A 20,828-nucleotide genomic window follows, 5' to 3' on the forward strand; every position below is an offset into this window, starting at 1 on the left:
TCGAGGGCCGGATCGGCCCGGCGCCGGCCGCCGTCTACAAGATCATCACCGGCTGATCGGCGGGCTGGAGACGGAAATCGGGGCGCGGCGTAAGCCGCGCCCCGATGCTCCCAGGCCCTCCCCGGCCGGTGGGGCGAGGGCGAGCGGCGGCGACCTTCGGACCGACCGGACGCGGACTGGCTGCCCCCGCCTGGCCGTTGTCTACTGGCCGTGCCTTTCACCCTGCCCGTACACCGGTAACCGCGGCCGGTTCGCGCCGCCCCGCCGACCCCCGCCCGCTGGACCTGGCCGCCGCAACCGCATCGGGTCGCTCGGCCAGCGGACGAAGGGACGAAGCGAACAACAGCCGCTTCCCGTGGTAGGACTCAAAGACGGTACGGCGTCGACCCCCGCCGCTGTCAACCCGCCCCGGCCTGTCGTGTGTTGCGCCACGGCGTGTCGCGTCGGCGCGTCTCGATGCGTGCGCGGACGGCGACACCTCACCGATCCAGGTGCCGGCGCAGCAGCGTGGCCGCCGCCTGCGGATGCTCGGCGGCGAGCAGCCCGGCGGCGGCGAGGACGTAGTCGACGTCGACGACCGGGCGGGCGGCGCGGGGCAGCGGCCACCCGCCCGCGTGATCGGTGAGCACCGCGTCGAGGACGGCGGCCGCGTCGGCGGGATCGGCGTGGCGCAGCACACCGCCGGAGCCGACCACCAGTTTCACGTCGCGCAGGTCCCGTCCGGCGCGTTCCCCGGTGGCCGCGCCGCGGGCGTGCCGGCGCAGCGCCACGGTCGCGGCGAGCGCGGCGATGCGCCGGTCGGCGGCCCGGTCGGCGTCGTCGGCGGGCAGGAAGCCGGGGTCGGCGGCGCGCACCGCCGCGGCGGCGGCCAACCGGTCCTGCTCCCCCGGGGCGAGGAGGCGCTCCTCGGCGGCGGCGCGCACGACGCCGGGGGCGCTCCACCGCATGCCCAGGTCCCCTTCGACGGTGCGGGCCCGCCACAGGGTGCCGGCGACCTCCTGGCTGGGGCCGCTGCCGCGTTCGTCGGGGGTGAGCACCGAGTACACGTCCGTGGTGGCGCCGCCGACGTCGACGACGGCGAGGTCGCCGCCGAGGGCGTCGGCGAGGACCTCCACGCCGGTGAGCACCGCGTCGGGGGTGGCGGCGCGGACCAGGCGGGTGAACCGGCTGCCACGGGACAGTTTCTTGCCGCCGATGACGTGCCGCAGGAACACCTCGCGGATCGCGGCGCGGGCGGAGGCCGGGGCGAGCACCCCGATGCGGGGCAGCACATTGTCGGCGGCGGTGACCGGCACCTTCGCGGCGGCCAGCACGGTGCGCAGGTCCTCGCGGGCGTCGGCGTTGCCGGCCAGCACCACCGGCACCCGCCAGCGGGCCCTCGCCAACCGGGTGGCGTTGTGGGTGAGCGTGTCCGCGTCGCCGCCGTCGGTGCCGCCCACGAGCAGCACCACGTCGGGGCGGGCGGCGCGCAACGCGCCCAGGTCGGCCGCGCCGAGCCGCCCGGCGGCGACGTGCACCACGTTGGCCCCGGCGGACAGGCCGACCCGCCGGCCGGCCTGCGCGGTCACCAGCGGCTCGTAGCCGATGACGGCCAGCCGCAGGCCACCGCCGGCCGACGAGCAGACGTACCAGGGCAGGTCACCGCCGCCGAGCCCGGCGGCGGCCGCGTCGACGGCGGCGTCCAGGCCGTGCAGCACGTCGGTGCCGACGGTGGTCGGCGCGGACGCCGCCGCGACCAGCCGGCCGTCGTCGAGGTCGACCACCGCCGCCTTGGTGTACGTCGACCCGACGTCGGCGCAGACGGCGACGTTCACGCCGCCGGGGGTACCACGACCGTGCCGGTCGCGGTGACCGCGACGATCGGCTCGGCGAGGACCTCGGCGGCCGACTCGCCGCGGTCGGGGCGGCCCCGGCACACCACCCGCGCCGCGAAGTCGATGGTGCGGCTGCGGGTGCCGACCCGGGTGACGGTGGCCACGACCTCGAGCACGTCCCCGGCCTTCATCGGCGCCGTGAACTGCACGTCGGAGTAGGAGGCGAACAGCCCCTCGTCGCCGTCGGTGCGGATGCACACCTCGGTGGCGACGTCCCCGAACAGGCCCAGCGCGTACGCCCCGTCGACCAGGTTGCCCGCGTAGTGGGCGTGGGAGTACGGCACGTACCGGCGGTGGGTGACGGTCAGGCCGACCCGGGAGTCGCTCATGCTCTCGCCTTCTTGTTCGTGATCAGGGCGTGGACCAGGTAGCTGGCGACCTCGCCGGGGGTGGTGCCGCGGCCGAAGATCCGGTCGACGCCCAGCTCCCCGGTCATCGTCTCGTCGAAGCGGGGGCCGCCGACGATCAGCAGGGGCCGCTTCCCGGCGGGCATGGCCTCCCGGAACGCGGCGGACATCTCGCGGGTGTTGTGCAGGTGCGCGTCGCGTTGGGTGACGACCTGCGACACCAGCACCGCGTCCGCCTTCTCCTGCCGGGCGGCCTCCACCAGCTCGGGGACGCTGACCTGCGCGCCCAGGTTGGTGACCTTCAGCTCCCGGTAGTACTCCAGGCCCTTCTCCCCGGCGATGCCCTTGACGTTGAGGATCGCGTCGATGCCGACGGTGTGCGCGTCGGTGCCGATGCACGCGCCCACCACCGACAGCTTGCGGCGCAGCTTCTGCTTCACCACCGTGTTGACCTCCTTGGCCGACAGCAGCGGGAAGTCCCGCTCCACGACCTGCACCTGGGACAGGTCCACCAGGTGGTTGACGCGCCCGTAGACGACGAAGAAGGTGAACCCGTCGCCCATCTGCTTGGCGTGCACCAGCATCGCCGGGTCGATGCCCATCTTGTTGGCCAACTGGACCGCGGCGCCCTCGGCCCGCTTGTCGTGCGGCACGGGCAGGGTGAACGACACCTGCACCATGCCGTCGCCGGTGGTGTCCCCGTACGGCCGGACGATCTTCTTCTTCGCCGCCGCGCTCACGCGCGCTCCCCTTCCAGGATCTCGGTGGCCGGGTTGTAGTAGTCGCCTTCGTGCTTCGCGACGCCGTCGAGGCCCTTGCCCCGGTCCGCGGGCCGCTTCATGATCCCGAAGGTGCCCTCGGCGATCGCGGTGAGCAGGGACTGCTCACCGATGCGCTCGAGCAGCTCCACGGCCTCGGCCAGCACCCGGTGAGCGCGCTGCTGGATGAACCCCCCCGGGGCGGGCACGAAGTCCTCGTGCAGCCCACCGGCGGCGCCCAGCACGTACCGCACATTCTGCAGGGCGATGTCGCGGTCCGACAGCCACGGCGTCACCACGGCCTCGGTCATCATGCCGACCAGCAGGATGCCCTGCCCGGTCATGGTGCCGACCAGGTTGAAGAACCCGTCGAGCAGGTTGCCGCGGAACACGTCACCGGTCATGTGCTTGGTCGGCGGCATCCACTTCAGCGGCGCGTCGGGGAACAACTCCCGGGCCAGCAGCGCGTGCGCCAGCTCCAGCCGGAACGACTCCGGCAGGTCCGGGTTGATCTCGAACGCGTGCCCGAGGCCCAACAGCGGGTCGGCCAGCCCGGCCTCGTGCGCGAAGTACTCGTTGAGCAGCTGCGACACGGTCACCGTGTGCGCCTCGTCAACAGCGTCGGCGGTGGTGAGGTAGTTGTCCTCACCGGTGTTGATGATGATCCCGGCGCGGGCGTGCACCTGCCGGGAGAACCGCTGGTCGACGAAGGTGCGGATCGGGTTGATGTCGCGGAACAGGATCCCGTACATCGAGTCGTTGAGCATCATGTCCAGCCGTTCCAGGCCGGCCAGGGTGGCCATCTCCGGCATGCACAGGCCCGACGCGTAGTTCGTCAGCCGCACGTACCGGCCCAGCTCCTTGGACGACTCGTCCAGCGCGGCCCGCATCAGCCGGAAGTTCTCCTGCGTGGCGTACGTGCCGGCGAAACCCTCCCGGGTGGCGCCCTCGGGCACGTAGTCCAGCAGCGACTGCCCGGTGGAACGGATCACGGCGATGATGTCCGCGCCGGCCCGGGCGGCGGCCTGCGCCTGCGGGATGTCCTCGTAGATGTCGCCGGTGGCCACGATCAGGTAGATCCACGGCCGCTGCTTCGGGTCCCCGTACCGCTTGACGAGCCGGTCCCGCTCGGCGCGGCGCCGGTCGATCTGCCGCACCCCGGCGGCGACCGACTTGCGGGCGGCCCTACGCGCGGCAGTGGCCGCCCTGCCGGTGGGCTGGTCGAACCGCACCGACCCGGCGGCGGCCTTCTGCGCCAGCAGCGTCACGTCGCTGATGCCCTCGCGGGCCAGGGCGTCGAACACCGGCACCGCCACCCCGTGCCCCAGCCCGACGTCACCGACGACGGCGTCGACCAGCCGGTTCACCCATGGGATGCCGTCCGGGTCCGCGCCGCTCACCCCGGCCAGCCGCAGCACCGCCCGCTCCACCGACACGGTGGTGTGGCTGCGCGCCAGATCCACCACCGGCTGCCCGGCACGGCGCGCCAACTCCCGCGCCCGCGCCACCAGCGCCGGATCCAGCCCAAGCTTGCCTGTCACGCCGTCACCCCGCCGCGCTCGGCGACGCCGTGCCGGCGCCGGTGCTGTGTCGATGATTCGCTCGCAAGCTCGCTCACGCACGCCCTTCCTGATAGCTCACGTCACTGCTCCTGGTAGATCACGTCACCGCGCAGCACCGTCGCCCGGCACACCGGCAGCGGCGTCGGATCCTGCGCGCCGCGCGCCTCCGGGTCCTCGGCCTGCAACACCGGCAGGCCCCGCTCCACCCCCGCCGGGGTGGACCACACCGCGAACGTGGCCGGCGCGCCCAACGCGAGCACACCCTCGTTGTCCAGGTGCACCGCCCGCCAGCCGCCGCGGCTGTGCGCGGCGAACGCCGCCCGCACACTCATCCGCTGCGCCGGGTTGTGGTGCGCCGCCGCCGCCCGCACCGAACCCCACGGGTCCAGCGGCGTCACCGGCGAGTCCGACCCGAAGGCCAGCGCCACCCCGACCGAATGCATGGCACCCATCGGGTTGGACTCCAGCGACCGGGACAGCCCCAACCTCGACTCGTACATCCGGCCCGCGCCGCCCCACAGCCGGTCGAACGCCGGCTGCATCGACGCGACGATGCCGTACTCGACGAACCCGGCGATCAGCCGCTTGCTCATGATCTCCGCGTGCTCGACCCGGTGCCTGGCCGCCCGCAGCCGATCCACGCCCAGCTTCTCCGCCGCCCCCGCGAACCCGTCGAGGACCGTGGCGATCGCCGCGTCCCCGATGGCGTGGAACCCGCCCTGCAACCCGTGCGCCGCACAGTCCAGCAGATGGTCACGCACCTGCTCGGCGGTGACGTACCCGTGCCCGCAGCCCCCCGGCTCCCCGTCCAGGTACGCCGCCGACACGTGCGCCGTCCGCGACCCGAGCGCCCCGTCGGCGAACAGGTCACCACCGGCCCCGACCGCGCCCAACTCCCGGGCCCGCGCCGCGCCCAGCAGCTCCCCCCAGTACCCGTACACCTCGGGCACCCCGGCCCCGGAGATCGCCAGCAGCCCGGTGAAGTCCTCCTCGTCGGAGATCTCCGGGCCACCGCACTCGTGCACCGCGGCGATCCCCAGCGACGCCGCGTGCCGCAGGGCCACCCGCTGCGCGGCGATCCGCTGCGCCCGGGTCACCGAGCCCTGCGCCGCCGCCCGCACCACATGGTGGGCGTCGCGACGCAGCCACCCGGACGCGTCGTAGCCGGCCGCGGCCGTCACGTCCGGGCAGGCCGCCAGCAACGCCGCCGACACCAGCGCCGAGTGGATCGACGCCTGCGACAGATACACCTTCCGGCCCCCGGCCGCCTGGTCCAACGCGGTCGCGTCCGGCAGCGTCCGATCCGACCAGGTGGACTCGTCCCACCCGTGTCCGAGCACCACGGCGTCGGCGGGCAGTGTCGCCGCGAACGCCGCCACCGCCTCGCACACCGAACCCGCCGAGTAGGTACCCGACAGATCCAGCCCCGACAGCGCCAACCCGGTGTCCGTGGCGTGCACGTGGGCGTCCACGAACGCCGGCGTCACCAGCGCCCCGTCCAGCACCACCACCCGGTCGGCGGCCGGCGCGTCGGCGTCGGCGCCCAGCCACGCGATCCGGCCGTCGCGCACCAGCAGCGCCGTCGCGCGCGGGTCGGCCGGACAGTGCAGCACTCCGCCGCGGTACAAGGTCGAGGGGTTCGTCATGGTGTCAGTCTGCCGCCAACCGCGCCTCGAACAGACGACGCACCCCCGGCTCGGCGCGCAGCAGCTCCAGCGCCAACTCCGCGTGACCCGGCACGTACCCGTTGCCGACCAGCATCGTCACGTCCGCCGCCAGACCCTCCGCGCCCAGCGCCGCCGCCGCGAAGCTCGTCGCCATCGAGAAAAAGATCACCGTGCCGCCGTCCTCGGTGGCCAGCACCGCCCCGTGCTCGCAGCCCGGCACGTCCACGCACACCACCGTCACGTCGGCGGGCGCGCCCAGCGCGGTGGTCACCGCCGTCGACAGGCCCACCGGGTCCCGGGCGTCGGCCAACGCGACCACGTCGGCCAACCCGGCCGCGTCGAGGGCGGCCCGCTCCCCGGCCACCGGCACCACCCCGACCGTGCGGCCCGCACCCGCCCGCCGCGCCGCGGCCAGCGACAGCGACCCGCTCTTGCCGGCCCCGCCGATCACCGCCACGGTCACCGGCCGCGGGTCACCCTCCCGCCGGCGCCGCGCCACCTGCTCGGCGACCACCCGCGCGGTCAACGCCGGCGCTCCGCACACGTCCAGCACGGCCAGGGACAGTTCCGGGTGCAGGTCCGCCGGGAGCACCGCCGCGATCGAACGGGCGAACAGGATCGCGTACCCGTCGCAGGGCACCTGCTCGCTGCGCCCGTCCCAGCGCGCCAGGCCGTCCAGGATCATCAGCGGCGTCAGGGTCAGCGAGACCAGCGTCGCGACCCGGTCGCCCGGCCGCAGCCCCAGCGGCGAGCGCCTGCCCGCCTCCTCGACGGTGCCGATCAACATGCCGCCGGAGCCGGTCACCGGGTTCTGCATCTTCCCCCGGGCAGAGATGATCTCCAGCACCTCGGCGCGGACCTTCTCCCCGTCCCCGCCGTGCTTCTCCGACAGTTGCCGGAAGCTCGCCGCGTCCAGGTTCAGCCGCTCCACCCGGATCCGCACCTCGTTCGAGGCGATCCGCGGGTCCGCGTCCAGGCGCCACGCCGCCTGCGGCAGCACCCCCGCCGGTTCCACAACGCGGTGCAGGCCCACCGGTGACGTCACGCCGACCCCCTATGCTCAGCCGCTCGAACCCCTGACCAGGACTCGCATCGCGGGAAAACTTCCGGCAGAATAATTTCTTCACCGGATATTTTCCAGTAGCCTTCGCAAACGTTGATCAACCCGCACCGCCAACGAGGAGGGGCCGTGACCCAGACCCAACCGGTGGAGACCATCCCAGCGCCCCGCTCCGCGCCGGTCGCGGTCCCCACCGCCGGACAGCCCTACGAATACCGCCGCAGCCCTCTGGTCGAACCCGACTGGACCCGCTTCCCCGGCTGGCGCCACGTCACCCGCGAGCAGTGGGAGAACGCCCAGTGGCAGCGGGTCAACTGCGTCAAGAACATCAAGCAGCTGCGCACCGTCCTCGGCGACCTCGTCGACGAGACCTTCTACGCCGACCTCGAGGCCGACCAGAAGGCCCTGGCCACCATGTCCATGCTGGTGCCCCCGCAGATGCTCAACACCATGGTGCCGTTCGAGCCCATGACCACCGAGGCGCTCCTCGCCGACCCGATCCGCCGCTACATGATCCCGGTCGCCTCCGACCGGCGCACCGACTGGCCGTCGCACCCGTACGCCACCCGCGACAGCCTCCACGAGCACGACATGTGGGTCGCCGAGGGCCTCACCCACCGCTACCCCACCAAGGTCCTCGCCGAACTGCTCTCCACCTGCCCGCAGTACTGCGGCCACTGCACCCGCATGGACCTCGTCGGCAACTCCACCCCCACCGTCGACAAGCTCAAGCTCACCCTCAAGCCCGTCGACCGCTACGACGCCCACATCACCTACCTCAAGGCCCACCCCGGCGTCCGCGACGTGGTCGTCTCCGGCGGCGACGTGGCCAACGTGCCGTGGAAGAACCTCGAGTCCTACCTCATGCGGCTACTCGAGATCGAAACCATCCGCGACATCCGGCTCGCCACCAAGGCCCTCATGGGCCTGCCCCAGCACTGGCTCCAGGCCGACGTCGTCGAGGGCCTCGAACGCGTCGCCCGCACCGCCGCCCGCCGCGGCGTCAACCTCGCCATCCACACCCACGTCAACCACCGGCAGTCCCTCACCCCGCTGGTCGCCAAGGCCGCCCAGACCGCCCTCGACGTCGGCGTCCGCGACGTCCGCAACCAGGGCGTGCTCATGCGCGGCGTCAACGCCACCAGCGCCGACCTGCTCGACCTCTGCTTCGGCCTCCAGGGCGAGGCCGGCATCCTGCCGTACTACTTCTACATGTGCGACATGATCCCCAACGCCGAGCACTGGCGCGTCCCCGTCTGGCACGCCCAGCAGCTCCAGCACGACATCATGGGCTACCTGCCCGGCTACGCCACCCCGCGCATCGTCTGCGACGTCCCCTTCGTCGGCAAGCGCTGGGTGCACATGCTCACCGAGTACGACCGCGAACGCGGCATCTCCTACTGGACCAAGAACTACCGCACCTCGATCGAGTCCGCCGACCTCGAAGCGCTCAACAAGCGCTACGCCTACTACGACCCGATCGACACCCTGCCCGAGGCAGGCCAGGCCTGGTGGGCAGCCCACCGCAACGACTGACCCGCACCACCCGTCGCCCCGCGGCCCCACGGCCGCGGGGCGACGCGCGTCAACCCCGCGGCCCGTACATGATCACGGCTACCCCCAGCAGGCAGATCGCCGCGCCCGCCACGTCCCACCGGTCCGGCCGGAACCCGTCCACCAGCACACCCCACGCCAACGAGCCCGCCACGAACACACCCCCGTACGCGGCAAGAATCCGGCCGAAGTGCGGGTCCGGCTGGAACGTCGCCACAAACCCGTACGCCGCCAACGCCAACACGCCCGCCGCGACCCACCACAACCCCCGGTGCTCCCGCCAGCCCTGCCAGACCAGCCACGCTCCCCCGATCTCCGCCAGCGCAGCCAACCCGAACAACAGCAGCGAGCGCAGCAGCACGGTCACCCCGCGACCCCAACCACCCGCGCTCCCACCCCTACGCCGCTGAACCCGGGCCCACCCGCCCGAGCCGCCGAAGCCGCCGTCAACCCGTCACCTCGGACCCCGCCTCGAACGGTATCGGGCACCCCTCGGCGGCCGCACACTCCACCAGATCCGCACACCCCACCGCCACCGCCGCCCGCAACGTGCCCGCCACCACCCGCAGCTCCGCGATCCGCGCCTCCACCTCGGCCAGCTTCGCCACCGCCCGCGACCGCACGTCCGGCGCGCCCCGCCGCCGGCGCACCGCCAGCAGCTCCGCCACCTCGTCCAGCGTGAACCCCAACCGCTGCGCCGCCTTCACCGCCCGCAGCACCGTCACCGCCTCCACCGGATAGACCCGGTGCCCGCCCGGGCTGCGCGCCGGCTCGGCGAGCAACCCCCGCCGCTCGTAGTAGCGCAACGTCTGCGGATTCACCCCGGCCGCCGCCGCGACCTCCCCGCTGCGCAACCCGCTCACCACCGCTCACCCCCGGCCCGCGCCGCGAGCGCGTCCAGCACCCCGACGTACGCCTCGGGCACCGCCACATCCACCCGGATCGCACCGGCCACCGGGGTGACCGTGAACGCGAAGAAGGAACAGCATCGCGACTCTCGCGCGGTGAGGTCACGGACCATCGCCTCGGCGCCGACGGCCAACTCCCAGCGCAACCGCGTCGGCGACACCCGGCGCTGCCGGCGCAGCCCGGTCCGGAACAGCTCGTCGAACTCGGCCACCCGCAGCGGCCGTTCCACCGTCGGCAGGGTGCACGACTGCGGCACCCAGCCCTCCTGATCGGCGTCCATGCCTCGACCGTAAACCCGTACCCGGGTACCGGATGCAAGCGACGGCGGGCCCCCGGTGTCCGGAGGCCCGCCGTCCACGGGTCACTTCTCGAAGGCGTCCTTGACATCGCGGCCGGCCTGCTTCGTGTCCTGGCCGGACTGGCGAGCCCGGGCGGCGCTCTGTTCGCTCGCGCCCTCCGCCCGCAACCGTTCGTTGTCGGTGACGTCGCCGATCCGCTCCTTGGCGAGGCCGCTCAGCTCCTGAGCCTTGCTCTTCGCCTTGTCGGTGAAGCTCATGGGACTCCCTCCGCTGCCGCGGTGTGCCGGGCCGAACGGCCCGCTCTCTCCTCGCGTCCCCGTCCGGTGGCCACTGAAACCCCGGTGCCTTCGGTGACCGAGCACAATGCCGCTAGGGCATCCTAGGATACTAGGTGAACGCTGAGGCCGGGCGGCTGGTTAACTGGACGACATGGGAGAAATCCTGCTGATCCGGCACGGCGAGACCACCTGGAGCGCCAGCCGCCGGCACACCTCGTACACCGACCTGGCGCTCACCCCCGACGGCGAGCGGCAGGCCCGCGCCCTGGCGGCGATGCTGGCCGGCCGCCGGTTCGTCCGGGTGCTGTCCAGCCCCCGGCAGCGCGCCCTGCACACCGCCCACCTCGCCGGGCTGACCGTCGACTCCGCCGACCCGGACCTGGCCGAGTGGGACTACGGCGAGTACGAGGGCCGCACCACCGCCGACATCCTCGAGGACCGCCCGCACTGGAACATCTGGACCGACGGCTGCCCCGGCGGGGAGTCACCGGCGCAGGTCGGCGAACGCCTCGACCGGGTGCTCGCCCGGATCGCTCCCCTGCTCGACCGGGGCAGCATCGCCCTGGTCGGGCACGCACACAGCCTGCGGGTGCTCGGCGCCCGCTGGATCGGACTGCCGCCGTCGGCCGGCGGCCTGCTGCGGCTGGACACCGCCACGGTCAGCGTGCTCGGTCACGAGCACCGCCGGAGCGTCATCCTGCGGTGGAACCAGCCGGTTCCGCAGACGACCGCGGCAGGCCCGGACCGGGCGACCCGGCACTGATCCTCGGCGGCCGGTTGTCGCCCGGCCCAGGTCCAGCGCCAAGGCGAACCGGAGCCGATCGATGCCGATCGCCGTCACAGATAGCGCGAGGCCTCGTCGAGGAAGCGCTGCGCGTACCGGTCCGCCGGGATGTCCCCGAGGTAGTACTTCTTGAGGTCGCGGCGGGTGGTGGCCATGGGGTCGGTGCCGAGGAGATCGTCGAGGGCGGCGTCGAGTCCCTGCACACGGCCGCCGTGGGCGTCGATCACGTAGGCCGCCCGCGCGAGCGGAAACGCCCCCGGGAACTGCGCCGCCGGCGCCGAGACGGCCACCATCACAAAAGGCTTCTCCGAGTACAGGTAGTCCGCCACCACGCTCGACACGTCCGACACCATCGCGTCCGAGGCGTTGAAGCAGTCGGCGACCGACATCGCCACCTCCGCCTCGACTCCGAAGACGTGTGGCCGCCCGTTCATCCGGCGGTCGTCGGCCAGCAGTGTCCGGATGCGCGCGCACTCGCGGGTCAACTCCGCGGACCGCTTCGTGTACGGATGCGGCCGGAAAACGACGCTGCACCCGCGAGCGACGAGCGCCTTGACGATGTCGTAGCCGACGAGCAGCGACGAGTAGTTCGAGTCGGCGTAGAAGCCGGCCCACGTCGGCGCGTACAGGATCCGGGGGTTGGCGATCGAGGCGATCGGCCCGGTGGCGATGGCGACGTTCTCCACCTGAGGACGCCCGACGATGGCGAACATCTCCGCGGGCATGCGTACGCCGTTCGCCGCGAACCGGTCGATCGCGGCCTGGCCCGCGACGAAGTTCCGGTCGTAGATCCGGAAGACCGGGTTGTGACTCGGCACCTTGTCGCTGTCGCCATGGTTGAGTTGGATGTGCGTCAGGTTCGTGTAACGGACGACGTGGTTGTTCACGGTTGCGGTGTTGACGTAGAAGGCCGCCCGCAGCGACGGGGCGACGACGTCGTCCAACTGGTTGAGCCCCATCCGCAGCACGACCGGGACCGTGGTCAGACCCACGACCTCCTTGAAGTTGGTCTGGTTGCGAACCACCACGAAGAACTTCCTGCCGAGGCGTTCCAGGTAGGGCAACCACATCGCGAGCTGGTAGGCGGTGCCGGCCGGCGCGTTCCAGTGCACGAGAAAGACCGGCTCGTAGGCGGTCAGCGCCGCGTGCAGTTTCGTCTCCCGGCCACGCCGCGCCAGCACCGCCCTCAACCCCTGCAACCCGGTGAACAGAGTGAACCCGAGCGCCGCGGCCGCCACCGCCAGCGCGATCCCCCCGACCAGGTCGGTGAACGCGCAGACCAGCGCCACGAGCACCGCAGCGCCGTTGGCCAGCGCCACCCGGCCCGGGCTCCGGCCGCGCTCCGGCTGCGAGCCGATTCCGGGCAGGTTGGCCGCGACCGGGTAGACCGCCGCGTACATGGCCGCCAACAGCGGTTCGCTGAGAACCGCCAGCCCCGCGACGGCGACACCGACGGCCAGCGTGGGATCGAGACCGTGGACCGCGCCGAGCAGGTAGGCGCAGGCGAGCAGGAGGACGCGCGCCACGACGGAGGTTCCGGCGGCCACCGCACCGCGGCGCCACGTCCAGCCCAGCAGACAGAGCGCGGCAACGGCCGGGGCGAGCGCCCAGAGGCGGGAGTCGCCCACCGCCGCCAGCAGCAGGGCGGCAAGGGCAGGAAGCTCGACCGCCAGGGCGGGCAGTCGCGCCCCGGCGGCCGACGTCCGCGCCTCCGCCAGCCAACCGCTGAACCGGGACCGGCCCGGCTTCGACGCCGTCATCGCCCGACCCCGAACGCCCGACCTCGGCACGTCGCCTGGAAGCTCTGTCGCAAAGCCAACTCCTTCACCCACGGGCTGGACCCGCTCCTCGCGGCTCGCGGCTCGGTCGTTCACAATAGGCGGACCGGAACCGCCCACGGGTCCCGGCCGCGCCGGCACCCGTGCGCGAACCCGCTGACTCAGCCGATGCCACGGAGCCGGTGCTGATTCACCTGGTCCGGGCCGACCTTCGGCGGGCGATGCTCGTACGGGGTGGAGAGCACGACGGTCGTCCGGGTGGTGACGCTCGCGGCCGTGCGGATCTCCTGGAGCACCCGCTCCAGGTCGGCCGGCCCCGCCACCCGGACCAGCAGCAGGTAGAAGTCCTCCCCCGCCACCGAGTAGCAGGAGTCGATCTCCGGCAGGTGGGCGAGCCGCTCCGGCGCGTCGTCCGGCTGCGACGGGTCGAACGGCCGGATCGCCACGAACGCGGTCAACGGCAGGTCCAGAGCCTCGAACGAGACCCGCGCGGCGTACCCCTTGATGACGCCGCGCTGCTCCAGCCGGCGGACCCGCTGGTGCACGGCCGACACCGACAGCCCCACCCGCTCGGCGAGGTCCGTGTACGACAGCCGACCGTCACCGGTGAGCGCGGCGACGATGGCCCGGTCGATCTCCTCCACGCGGTGCAACCTACCGGAGTGAACGCTCCCACGCCGCACCCGGCCCGCCGGCCGTCACGCTCGGCGGACCGTCCGGTCGCGAACCGCGTCCGCGGCGTAGTTCAGCACCTCCGCCAGGTCGTCCTCGTCGAGGAACGGCAGGTCGGTGAGGATGTCGGTGACGGACATGCCGTCGGCCATCATCGCCAGCAGCGTGGCAACGGGGATCCGCGACTGCCGTACGCAGGGCGCACCCCTCATGACGTCGGGGTCGACGGTGATCCGCGGGAATGCCACCGCCACAGGTTAGTGGTCCCGGCGGGATTTCCGTCCGACGGCGTCGAGTCGGGTGGCCGCCCGATCGTCAGACAGTCGAGCGGGTCGGCAACCGGCCGCCCGCAGCGAACGAGGAGAGACACGTGCGCTACACGATGGTGATCTGGGGCGACGACTCGACGGCCAAGGACCCGGCCCTGATCGACGAGGTCGACGCCTGGTGGCAGAAGTGGCACGCCGCCGGCAAGGTCGTCCGGGGCGGGGCGAAGCTGGACGACCCGGGTGCCACGAAGACCGTCCGCCGGGGCACGGACGGGCAGCCGATGGTGACCGACGGCCCGTACCTCGAGCTGAAGGAGATCATCGGCGGGTACATCCACCTCGAGACCGACAACTTCGACGAGGCGGTGGCGGTGGCAGCCACCTGGCCGGCGATCGCCGCCGGGTACACGGTCGAGGTGCGCCCGATCGTCGGCTAGGCGGCGAGACGGCGGGCGAGCAGCTCGCGTTCGGCCGGGTTGGTGGCCAGCGCGAGCGCCCGCCGCGTCGCCTCGACCGCCTCGCCGTCGCGGCCGAGCGCCCGCAGCAGCTCGGCCCGGGTGGCGTGCCAGAGCCGGTAGCCGGTCAGCCGGTCACCGAGGGCGTCGACCTCGGCGAGGGCCACCGCCGGTCCGTGGGTGTACCGGGTGGCGACGGCGCGGCCCAGCCGGACCACGGGGGTCGGCTGCACCGCGTCCAACCGGTCGTAGAGGGCGCGCACCGCCGTCCAGTCCGTCCGGTCGACCGAGGGGGCCAGGGCGTGCTGGGCGGCGATGGCCGCCTGCAACTGGTAGGGCCCGGCTGTCCCCGGGGCGGCGGCGCGGCGCAGCCGGGCCACCGCGGCGCCGATGAGCGCGGCGTCCCACCGCCGGCGGTCCTGCTGCTCGAGCAGGACGATCCGGCCCGCGGCGTCGAAGCGGGTGGCGGCGCGGGCCTCGTGCAGTTCCAGCAGCGCCGCCAGGCCGGCCACCTCCGGCTCGCGGGGCATCAGCTCGACGAGCTGGAGCGCCAGGTCCAGCGCCTCCCGGGCGAGGTCACGCCGCTGCGGCGTCTCCGCCGACGAGGCCAGGTAGCCCTCGTTGAAGACCAGATAGACCACCGCGAGCACGGCGCGCAGGCGGGCGGCGTACTCCTCGGCGGGCGGCAGGTCGAAACGCACCCCGGCCCGGCGCAGCTGCCGCTTCGCCCGGACCAGACGCTGGGCCATCGTGGCGGTGGGCACCAGGTACGCGGCGGCGATCTGCTCGGCCGACAGCCCGCTCACCGCGTTGAGGGTCAACGCCACCTGGGCCGGCTCCGCCAGGCCGGGGTGGCAGCAGGCGAACAGCAGCGCCAGCCGGTCGTCACCGGTGGACCCGGCCGGCGGGGTCCGCGCGAGCAGGGCCGCCTTCGCCCGGCCGGTGGCGTCGCGGCGCAGCCGGTCCAGGGCCTTGCGCCAGGCGACGGTGACCAGCCAGCCCGAGGGGTGCTCCGGCACGCCGTCGGTCGGCCAGTGCCGCAACGCCTCCCCGACGGCGTCCTGGAGGGCGTCCTCGGCCAGGTCGAGGTCGCCGAGGCGGCGGGTCAGCACGCCCAGCATGCTGCCCACCTCGGCCCGCCACACGCGGTCGAGCGCCGCCGTCGGCTCGGACATCGGCCCAGGCTACGACCGGGGGCTCAGCCCTTGGCGAGGGCCCGGGAGATGACCAGCCGCTGGATCTGGTTGGTGCCCTCGACGATCTGGAGCACCTTCGCCTCCCGCATGTACCGCTCGACCGGGTGATCGGCGACGTAACCGGCGCCGCCGAGCACCTGCACCGCGTCGGTGGTCACCCGCATCGCCACGTCGGTGGCGAAGAGCTTCGCCTTCGCCGCCTCGATCGAGTACGGCCGGCCGGCGTCGCGCAGCCGCGCGGCGGCCAGCATCAGGGCGCGGGCCGCGGAGATCTGGGTGGCGTGGTCGGCGAGGCCGAAGCCGAGGCCCTGGAAGTCGATGATCGGCTTGCCGAACTGCCGGCGCTCCTTGGCGTAGCCGACCGCGTAGTCGAGGGCGGCCTGGGCCAGCCCGACGGCGCAGGCGGCGATGCCGAGGCGGCCGGAGTCCAGGGCGGACATGGCGATGGTGAAGCCCATCGCCTCCCCGCCGATCAGCCGCTCGGCGGGCACCCGGGCCCCGTCGAAGGCGATCTGGGCGACCGGGGAGGCGTGCAGGCCCATGGTCCGCTCGGCGGCCTGCGGGTGGATGCCCGGGGTGTTCCGGTCGGCGAGCAGGCAGGAGATGCCCTTCGAGCCGGGGCCGCCGGTACGGCAGAAGATGTTGTAGAAGTCCGCCACCCGGGCGTGCGTGATCCACGCCTTGGTGCCGGTGACCACGTAGTCGTCGCCGTCGCGGACCGCCTTCGTGGTCAGCGCCGCCGCGTCCGAGCCCCCCTGCGGCTCGGAGAGGCAGTACGCCCCGAGCAGCTCCCCGCCGATCATGTCGGGCAGCAGCTTGCGCTGCTCGTCGCTGCCGTACTGGGCGAGCGGGTAGCAGGACAGGGTGTGCACGCTGACCGCCTCGGCGACGGCGAGCCACCGGCTGGCGAGGATCTCCAGCACCTGGAGGTAGACCTCGTACGGCTGGGCGGCGCCGCCGTGCTCCTCGGCGTACGGCAGGCCGAGCAGGCCGGCCCGGCCCAGCGTGCGCAGCACCTCGCGGGGGAACTCGGCACGCTCCTCGAAGTCGGCGGCCTTCGGGGCGAGTTCGCGGTCGGCGAGCTCGGTGGCGAGGTCCAGCAGGTCGTGGGCCTCGTCGGTGGGGAGGATCCGGTCGACGTTCATAGCGCGATTAGCTCCGTGGGGGTGGTGTTGAGCCGTTGGCCGCCGTCCGTCGTGCAGACGACGATGTCCTCGATCCGGGCACCGTGCCGCCCGGCGAGGTAGATCCCGGGTTCGACCGAGAAGGCCATGCCGGCCTCCACGGGTCGGGGGTTGCCGGCCACGATGTAGGGCTCCTCGTGAGTGTCCAGGCCGATGCCGTGACCGGTGCGGTGCAGGAAGGCGGCGCCGTAGCCGGCGGCGGTGATGACGTCACGGGCGGCCGCGTCGACCGCCTCGGCGGTGACCCCGGGGCGCACCGCGGCCACCGCGGCGCGCTGGGCCTCGTACAGCACCGTGTAGTAGTCGGTGAACTCGGCCGGGGCAGGGCCGCCGACGACGTAGGTGCGGGTGCAGTCCGAGCGGTAGCCGGACGGCATGGTGCCGCCGATGTCGACCACCACCGGCTCGCCGGCCCGGATCGGCCGGTCGGCGGTGCCGTGGTGCGGGCTGGCGCCGTTGGGGCCGGCGGCGACGATGACGAAGTCGACGCGCACGTGGCCGGCCGTCCGGATCGCGGCGGCGATGTCGGCGGCCACCTCGACCTCGGTGCGACCGGGACGCAGCCACTCGCCCATCCGCGCGTGCACCACGTCGATCGCTGCGCCCGCCTCGGCGAGCGCGGCCACCTCCGCGGCGGACTTGCGGACCCGCAGTTCCCGCAGCACCTCGGAGGCGAGGCGCTGGGCGGCGTCGGGCAGCGCGGCGCGCAGCGCCAGAACCTGCTCGGCCCACATCCGGTCGGCCAGCCCCACCGCGCGCACCGGGCCGGGCAGGGCCGCGCGCACCAGCGGGTACGGGTCGGTGCCGTCGGGATGGTCGACGATGCGCACGCCGGTGGCCGGGGCGGCCCCCGCGCCGGGGCGTTCCAGGGTCGGCACGATCAGGGTGGGCTCGCCCTCGGCGGGCAGCACGAGGCAGGTCAGCCGCTCGCCCTCGTGGGCGTCGTACCCGGTCAGGTAGCGCAGGTCGGAGCCGGGCGTGAGAAGCAGCGCGTCGAGGCCGGCGGCGGCCGTGGCGCGTCGCGCGGCGGCCAGCCGCTCGGCCGGGTACAGCTCGTCGGATCCCACCCCCCGAGCTTAACGGTCGTTTGGGCTCCGGCGGGAGTCGGTCGCCCCGACCACGGCCGGCGGCCCGGTGCGACGGACTGCGTCCCGACCGGACCGCGCCGTACGCTCGGTGCGGACGCGCCACGGAGCGGAGGGAGCACCATGGATTCTGCGGGTCGGATCGGGCGGCTGATGACCATGCGCGCCCAGCCGGGCCGGGGGGCCGAGGTCGCCGACGCGTTGCTGCGGGTGACCGACGGCCTGCGCGGGTTCCCCGGCTGTGAGCTGTACGTGATCAGCCGGGACCAGGTCGACCCGGACACCGTCCGGGTGACCGAGGTGTGGTCCGACGAGGAGGCGGTGCAGGCGGCGCTGGCCGCGGCCCCCGCCGCCGTCGGGGCCGCCCCGAGCATCGCCGATGTGCTGGGCATGCTGGCCGGGCCGCCCGAGCGGGTGGACGTCGTGCCGCTCGGCGGGGTCGGCCTGCCGGTCTGACAGTCCGGGCGCTGCCCTGCGTGCGGTCGACGGCGGCGCCCGCCGGACCCGGGGCTGATCGTCGCGGGACGAGCCGGGCGCAACCCCGCCAATCCGCCCGCGCGGCCTCCCGCCTCGCTACCGTCAGTGGTGTGGCGATCGTGAAGGTGCTCCTGCGTGGCGGGCCGTACGACGGAATGCCGGTGGACTGGGAGGTGCCCGACGCGTACGACCCGCCGCCGACGTACGAGCTCAGGCTCCATGGCGCGCATGAGGCGACCGAAGTTTTCGAGTACCGGCGGGTGGGGCGCGCTCCGGACGGTGCGCAGGAGTCGTGGATCTACGAGGCGCCCGAGGCCGGCGCCCGGTAGGGGCAGGTCACCCGGTGGCCGCCAGGACCACGGGGACGGCCACCGAGTTGATCCGCGAGCCGTCGAGCGCGGACACCTCGTACACCTCGATGGTGCCCGGGCCGGCGGTGGCCCGCCGGTAGCGGACGCTGATCCGGTAGTCGCCGCGACAGCCGGAGCCGCAGGTGGCGACGGTGAACCCGGTGCCGATCTCCCGGCCCGCGCCGTCGAGCACGCGGACGCTCACCGTCGCCTCGAAGACGTCGGCGGTCCCGGTGACCGTCACCGGGCTGGTGAGCCGGTCGCCGATGGACGGACCCGTCACCACGATCGGGGGCAGCAGGTCGGTGTAGTCGTCGCGTCCGGTCGGCCCGGTGTCGGTCGAGGTGAAGGCGACCCGCCGCACGGTGGGAAACTGGGTCAGCGTCCAGACCACCTGCGCCCGGCGGAACCGGACGGTCGCCGCGCCGCCGGTGTCGAACCCGGCGGGAGTGACCAGCGTGGCCACCTGGCCGACGATGCGGCTCACCTGCGCGCCGGGCGGGACCAGGGAGGTCATCCCGGTGGCGGTCTCGGCCAGCGACGGGCCGGCGGCGAGTTCGCTGAGCGCCGCTCGGGAGGTGGCCAGGGTGGCGGGCAGGGTACGCCGGGCGGGTACGAGCTTTCCGCCGCGGATGAACCAGAGCTGCACGGTGATCGTCCCGTCGGCCACTGGCGTCGCGGCGCTGCTCGGGGCCGGCGCCGACGGGGTGCGCCGGCCGGGCGAGGGGGCGCCGGCGGGGGTGCCGGGTGCCGTGCCGGTCGGCTGGGCGGCGGTGGTCGGGCCGGCTCCGGCCGGGGCCGGGCCGAGGGTGCCGGTCGAGGCCGGCGCGCAGCCGGCGGTGAGCACGAGCAGCGCCGCGAGCGGCGCGATCAGGCGTCGCACCGGTCACCTCCGTCGGCGGGCAGTTCGAGACGGAAGCAGGTGCCCCGGCCGACCTCGCTGCGGACCTCGAGCCGACCGCCGAGCAGCCGGGCGTTCTCCAGGGCGATGGCCAGGCCGAGACCGCTGCCGGCACCGGTGCGGGCCGGGTCGGCCTTGTAGAAGCGGTCGAACAGGTGCGGCAGGTGCTCGGCGGGGATGCCGGGCCCCTGGTCGGTGACCTCGACCACCAGCGACGTCCCGCCGTGGCGTACCTCGGCCCGGACCTCGCCGCCGCCGTGCTCGACCGCGTTGGACACGAGGTTGGCCAGCACCCGTTCCAGTCGGCGCGGGTCGGTGGCGACCGAGGGTGCCTCACCGGCCACGGTCACCCGGTCGGCCCACCCCCGCGCATCGGCGATGCCGCGCAGCACGCCCACGACGTCCACCGGCCGGATCGACACCGCCTCCCGCCCGACGTCCAGACGGGAGATCTCCATCAGCTCCTCGACCAGCCGGCGCAGCCGGACCACGTCGGCGACGAGGAGTTCGGCGGCACGGCGGGCGTCGGCCGGCAGGGTGTCCAGCTGCTCGGCCAGCAGCGACGCCGCCGCCACCAGGGCGGTGACCGGCGTACGCAGCTCGTGCGCCACGTCGGCGGTGAACCGCCGCTCCCGGGCCCGGGCGCGGGACAACGCGTCGATCTTCGCCTCCAGCGCCTCGGCCATCTCGTTGAAGGACGCGGCCCAGTCGCTGAACTCGTCCCGGCCGCCGACCGGCAGCCGGGTGTGCAGCAGTCCTTCGGCGACCGCCCGGGCCGCCCGGCTGGCCTGGCCCACCGGTTCGAGGGTCCGCCGGGCCAGGGCGCTGCCGACCGTGGCGGCGAGCAGCACCACCGCGACCCAGCCGACCGCCAGGGCCGTGCGGAGCTGGTCGAGATCGTCGACGACCTCGTCCTCCAGGCTCACCACGTACAACTGCGCGGTGGAGCCGGGGATCCGGCCACCAACCATCAGCAGGTGCGGTCGCGCGCCGGCGGGTGAGCGTTGGAAGCCGAGCTGCCCGGCGGCGACCGCGTCGCGCAGGGCCGGACCGGGCGTCGGCGCGTACCGGGGATCGGATGCCTGGACGTCGGCGGTGACCAGCAGCACCGGCCGTCCGTTCTGCGCGAAGGTGGCCAGCAGGTCCGCCCGGCGCGCGTCGGTCAGCGGCAGGAACTGCGCAGCGAGAAGGAGCTGGTAGCGGGCGTCCGCCGCCGCGCGTTGCAGCGAGCCGTCGAAGCGGGCCTGCCGCAGCATCACATACGACCCGCCGGCGAGCGCGCCGGCGGACACCCCGGCGATGAGGACGAACGCGACGACGAGCCGGCGCCGCAGGCGCCCGGGCGCGACCCTCCCCGTCGTCATCGCCG

22 protein-coding genes and 1 pseudogene are annotated in these 20,828 nt (G+C 73.8%); 5 read left to right on the plus strand and 18 right to left on the minus strand.

Annotation, left to right across the window (positions count from 1 at the left end; genetic code table 11):
- Positions 1 to 479: 479 nt before the first annotated feature.
- The 6 genes from ACL02O_RS15720 to kdd all read right to left on the minus strand — a co-directional run bounded on the left by ACL02O_RS15720 (position 480) and on the right by kdd (position 7,253).
- Positions 480 to 1,814 (minus strand): glutamate mutase L, encoded by a 1,335-nt coding sequence (locus ACL02O_RS15720; protein ID WP_412818807.1) that lies wholly within the window; start codon positions 1,812 to 1,814, stop codon positions 480 to 482.
- On the minus strand, positions 1,811 to 2,203 hold the full coding sequence (kal, locus tag ACL02O_RS15725) for a 3-aminobutyryl-CoA ammonia lyase (protein WP_412818808.1): 393 nt from the start codon (positions 2,201 to 2,203) through the stop codon (positions 1,811 to 1,813). The genes ACL02O_RS15720 and kal overlap by 4 nt, the downstream gene beginning before the upstream one ends.
- Positions 2,200 to 2,961: a lysine 5,6-aminomutase subunit beta gene (kamE, locus tag ACL02O_RS15730; RefSeq protein WP_412818809.1), complete on the minus strand. Its 762-nt coding sequence runs from the start codon at positions 2,959 to 2,961 to the stop codon at positions 2,200 to 2,202. The genes kal and kamE overlap by 4 nt, the downstream gene beginning before the upstream one ends.
- A complete protein-coding gene (kamD, locus tag ACL02O_RS15735; protein ID WP_412818810.1) occupies positions 2,958 to 4,520 on the minus strand; it encodes a lysine 5,6-aminomutase subunit alpha in 1,563 nt (520 codons plus the stop codon). The genes kamE and kamD overlap by 4 nt, the downstream gene beginning before the upstream one ends.
- A 101-nt stretch (positions 4,521 to 4,621) precedes the next feature.
- Entirely contained in the window at positions 4,622 to 6,187 is a 1,566-nt protein-coding gene (locus tag ACL02O_RS15740) for an amidohydrolase (RefSeq protein ID WP_412818811.1), read from the minus strand.
- Between the two features lie 4 nt (positions 6,188 to 6,191).
- Positions 6,192 to 7,253, minus strand: a complete 1,062-nt coding sequence (gene kdd, locus ACL02O_RS15745) for an L-erythro-3,5-diaminohexanoate dehydrogenase (RefSeq protein WP_459560885.1) — start codon at positions 7,251 to 7,253, stop codon at positions 6,192 to 6,194.
- A gap of 144 nt (positions 7,254 to 7,397) precedes the next feature.
- Between kdd and ACL02O_RS15750 the strand changes: the two genes are divergently transcribed.
- Entirely contained in the window at positions 7,398 to 8,804 is a 1,407-nt protein-coding gene (locus ACL02O_RS15750; RefSeq protein ID WP_412818812.1) for a KamA family radical SAM protein, read from the plus strand.
- A gap of 49 nt (positions 8,805 to 8,853) precedes the next feature.
- On the opposite strand, the gene ACL02O_RS15755 is transcribed toward ACL02O_RS15750, so the two are convergent.
- The 4 genes from ACL02O_RS15755 to ACL02O_RS15770 all read right to left on the minus strand — a co-directional run bounded on the left by ACL02O_RS15755 (position 8,854) and on the right by ACL02O_RS15770 (position 10,287).
- Positions 8,854 to 9,189 (minus strand): YnfA family protein, encoded by a 336-nt coding sequence (locus ACL02O_RS15755; protein ID WP_412818813.1) that lies wholly within the window; start codon positions 9,187 to 9,189, stop codon positions 8,854 to 8,856.
- Positions 9,190 to 9,268: 79 nt separating this feature from the next.
- Positions 9,269 to 9,685: a MerR family transcriptional regulator gene (locus ACL02O_RS15760; protein WP_412818814.1), complete on the minus strand. Its 417-nt coding sequence runs from the start codon at positions 9,683 to 9,685 to the stop codon at positions 9,269 to 9,271.
- Entirely contained in the window at positions 9,682 to 10,011 is a 330-nt protein-coding gene (locus ACL02O_RS15765; protein WP_412818815.1) for a hypothetical protein, read from the minus strand. Before ACL02O_RS15765 ends, ACL02O_RS15760 begins: the two co-directional genes overlap by 4 nt.
- A gap of 81 nt (positions 10,012 to 10,092) precedes the next feature.
- Positions 10,093 to 10,287 (minus strand): CsbD family protein, encoded by a 195-nt coding sequence (locus ACL02O_RS15770; RefSeq protein WP_412818816.1) that lies wholly within the window; start codon positions 10,285 to 10,287, stop codon positions 10,093 to 10,095.
- Positions 10,288 to 10,459: 172 nt separating this feature from the next.
- On the opposite strand from ACL02O_RS15770, the gene ACL02O_RS15775 reads away from it, so the two are divergent.
- Positions 10,460 to 11,071 (plus strand): histidine phosphatase family protein, encoded by a 612-nt coding sequence (locus ACL02O_RS15775; RefSeq protein ID WP_412818817.1) that lies wholly within the window; start codon positions 10,460 to 10,462, stop codon positions 11,069 to 11,071.
- A 74-nt stretch (positions 11,072 to 11,145) separates the two neighbouring features.
- On the opposite strand, the gene ACL02O_RS15780 is transcribed toward ACL02O_RS15775, so the two are convergent.
- From ACL02O_RS15780 to ACL02O_RS15790, 3 genes and pseudogenes are all read right to left on the minus strand, one after another.
- Positions 11,146 to 12,852, minus strand: coding sequence for a CDP-glycerol glycerophosphotransferase family protein (locus tag ACL02O_RS15780; RefSeq protein ID WP_412818818.1), 1,707 nt, complete (start codon positions 12,850 to 12,852; stop codon positions 11,146 to 11,148).
- A 157-nt stretch (positions 12,853 to 13,009) separates the two neighbouring features.
- Positions 13,010 to 13,514, minus strand: a pseudogene (locus tag ACL02O_RS15785) (Lrp/AsnC family transcriptional regulator); the annotation flags it as partial.
- Positions 13,515 to 13,568: 54 nt separating this feature from the next.
- Positions 13,569 to 13,790: a DUF433 domain-containing protein gene (locus tag ACL02O_RS15790; protein WP_412818819.1), complete on the minus strand. Its 222-nt coding sequence runs from the start codon at positions 13,788 to 13,790 to the stop codon at positions 13,569 to 13,571.
- A 122-nt stretch (positions 13,791 to 13,912) separates the two neighbouring features.
- Here ACL02O_RS15790 and ACL02O_RS15795 point away from each other — a divergent pair, with 122 nt between their 5' ends.
- A complete protein-coding gene (locus ACL02O_RS15795) occupies positions 13,913 to 14,248 on the plus strand; it encodes a YciI family protein (protein ID WP_412818820.1) in 336 nt (111 codons plus the stop codon).
- Here ACL02O_RS15795 and ACL02O_RS15800 read toward each other — a convergent pair.
- The 3 genes from ACL02O_RS15800 to ACL02O_RS15810 are packed head-to-tail and all read right to left on the minus strand — an operon-like array spanning position 14,245 to position 17,713.
- Positions 14,245 to 15,441: an RNA polymerase sigma factor gene (locus tag ACL02O_RS15800; RefSeq protein ID WP_412818821.1), complete on the minus strand. Its 1,197-nt coding sequence runs from the start codon at positions 15,439 to 15,441 to the stop codon at positions 14,245 to 14,247. The genes ACL02O_RS15795 and ACL02O_RS15800 overlap by 4 nt on opposite strands.
- A 23-nt stretch (positions 15,442 to 15,464) precedes the next feature.
- Entirely contained in the window at positions 15,465 to 16,607 is a 1,143-nt protein-coding gene (locus ACL02O_RS15805) for an acyl-CoA dehydrogenase family protein (protein ID WP_412818822.1), read from the minus strand.
- Entirely contained in the window at positions 16,604 to 17,713 is a 1,110-nt protein-coding gene (locus ACL02O_RS15810) for a M24 family metallopeptidase (protein WP_412818823.1), read from the minus strand. The genes ACL02O_RS15805 and ACL02O_RS15810 overlap by 4 nt, the downstream gene beginning before the upstream one ends.
- Before the next feature lie 141 nt (positions 17,714 to 17,854).
- Between ACL02O_RS15810 and ACL02O_RS15815 the strand changes: the two genes are divergently transcribed.
- Positions 17,855 to 18,187 (plus strand): putative quinol monooxygenase, encoded by a 333-nt coding sequence (locus ACL02O_RS15815; RefSeq protein ID WP_412818824.1) that lies wholly within the window; start codon positions 17,855 to 17,857, stop codon positions 18,185 to 18,187.
- A 131-nt stretch (positions 18,188 to 18,318) separates the two neighbouring features.
- A complete protein-coding gene (locus tag ACL02O_RS15820) occupies positions 18,319 to 18,537 on the plus strand; it encodes a hypothetical protein (protein ID WP_412818825.1) in 219 nt (72 codons plus the stop codon).
- Positions 18,538 to 18,544: 7 nt separating this feature from the next.
- Here the strand turns inward: ACL02O_RS15820 and ACL02O_RS15825 are convergent, their stop codons facing one another.
- Together ACL02O_RS15825 and ACL02O_RS15830 are read right to left on the minus strand one after the other, a co-directional pair.
- Complete coding sequence (locus ACL02O_RS15825) at positions 18,545 to 19,441, minus strand: Gmad2 immunoglobulin-like domain-containing protein (RefSeq protein ID WP_412818826.1); 897 nt, start codon at positions 19,439 to 19,441, stop codon at positions 18,545 to 18,547.
- Positions 19,429 to 20,823, minus strand: coding sequence for an ATP-binding protein (locus tag ACL02O_RS15830; RefSeq protein WP_412818827.1), 1,395 nt, complete (start codon positions 20,821 to 20,823; stop codon positions 19,429 to 19,431). Before ACL02O_RS15830 ends, ACL02O_RS15825 begins: the two co-directional genes overlap by 13 nt.
- Between the last annotated feature and the right edge of the window lie 5 nt (positions 20,824 to 20,828).

The sequence above is a fragment of the Micromonospora mangrovicola genome (genome assembly GCF_047200535.1).
Lineage (GTDB): Bacteria > Actinomycetota > Actinomycetes > Mycobacteriales > Micromonosporaceae > Micromonospora.

Bases quoted from the DNA above. Each gene is read 5' to 3' on its own strand.
- ACL02O_RS15830 (WP_412818827.1), bottom strand. From the start codon at position 20,823: ATGACGACGGGGAGGGTCGCGCCCGGGCGCCTGCGGCGCCGGCTCGTC.
- ACL02O_RS15770 (WP_412818816.1), bottom strand. From the start codon at position 10,287: ATGAGCTTCACCGACAAGGCGAAGAGCAAGGCTCAGGAGCTGAGCGGC.
- ACL02O_RS15780 (WP_412818818.1), bottom strand. From the start codon at position 12,852: ATGACGGCGTCGAAGCCGGGCCGGTCCCGGTTCAGCGGTTGGCTGGCG.
- kal (WP_412818808.1), bottom strand. From the start codon at position 2,203: ATGAGCGACTCCCGGGTCGGCCTGACCGTCACCCACCGCCGGTACGTG.
- ACL02O_RS15805 (WP_412818822.1), bottom strand. From the start codon at position 16,607: ATGAACGTCGACCGGATCCTCCCCACCGACGAGGCCCACGACCTGCTG.
- ACL02O_RS15815 (WP_412818824.1), top strand. From the start codon at position 17,855: ATGGATTCTGCGGGTCGGATCGGGCGGCTGATGACCATGCGCGCCCAG.
- ACL02O_RS15775 (WP_412818817.1), top strand. From the start codon at position 10,460: ATGGGAGAAATCCTGCTGATCCGGCACGGCGAGACCACCTGGAGCGCC.
- ACL02O_RS15800 (WP_412818821.1), bottom strand. From the start codon at position 15,441: ATGTCCGAGCCGACGGCGGCGCTCGACCGCGTGTGGCGGGCCGAGGTG.
- ACL02O_RS15765 (WP_412818815.1), bottom strand. From the start codon at position 10,011: ATGGACGCCGATCAGGAGGGCTGGGTGCCGCAGTCGTGCACCCTGCCG.
- ACL02O_RS15740 (WP_412818811.1), bottom strand. From the start codon at position 6,187: ATGACGAACCCCTCGACCTTGTACCGCGGCGGAGTGCTGCACTGTCCG.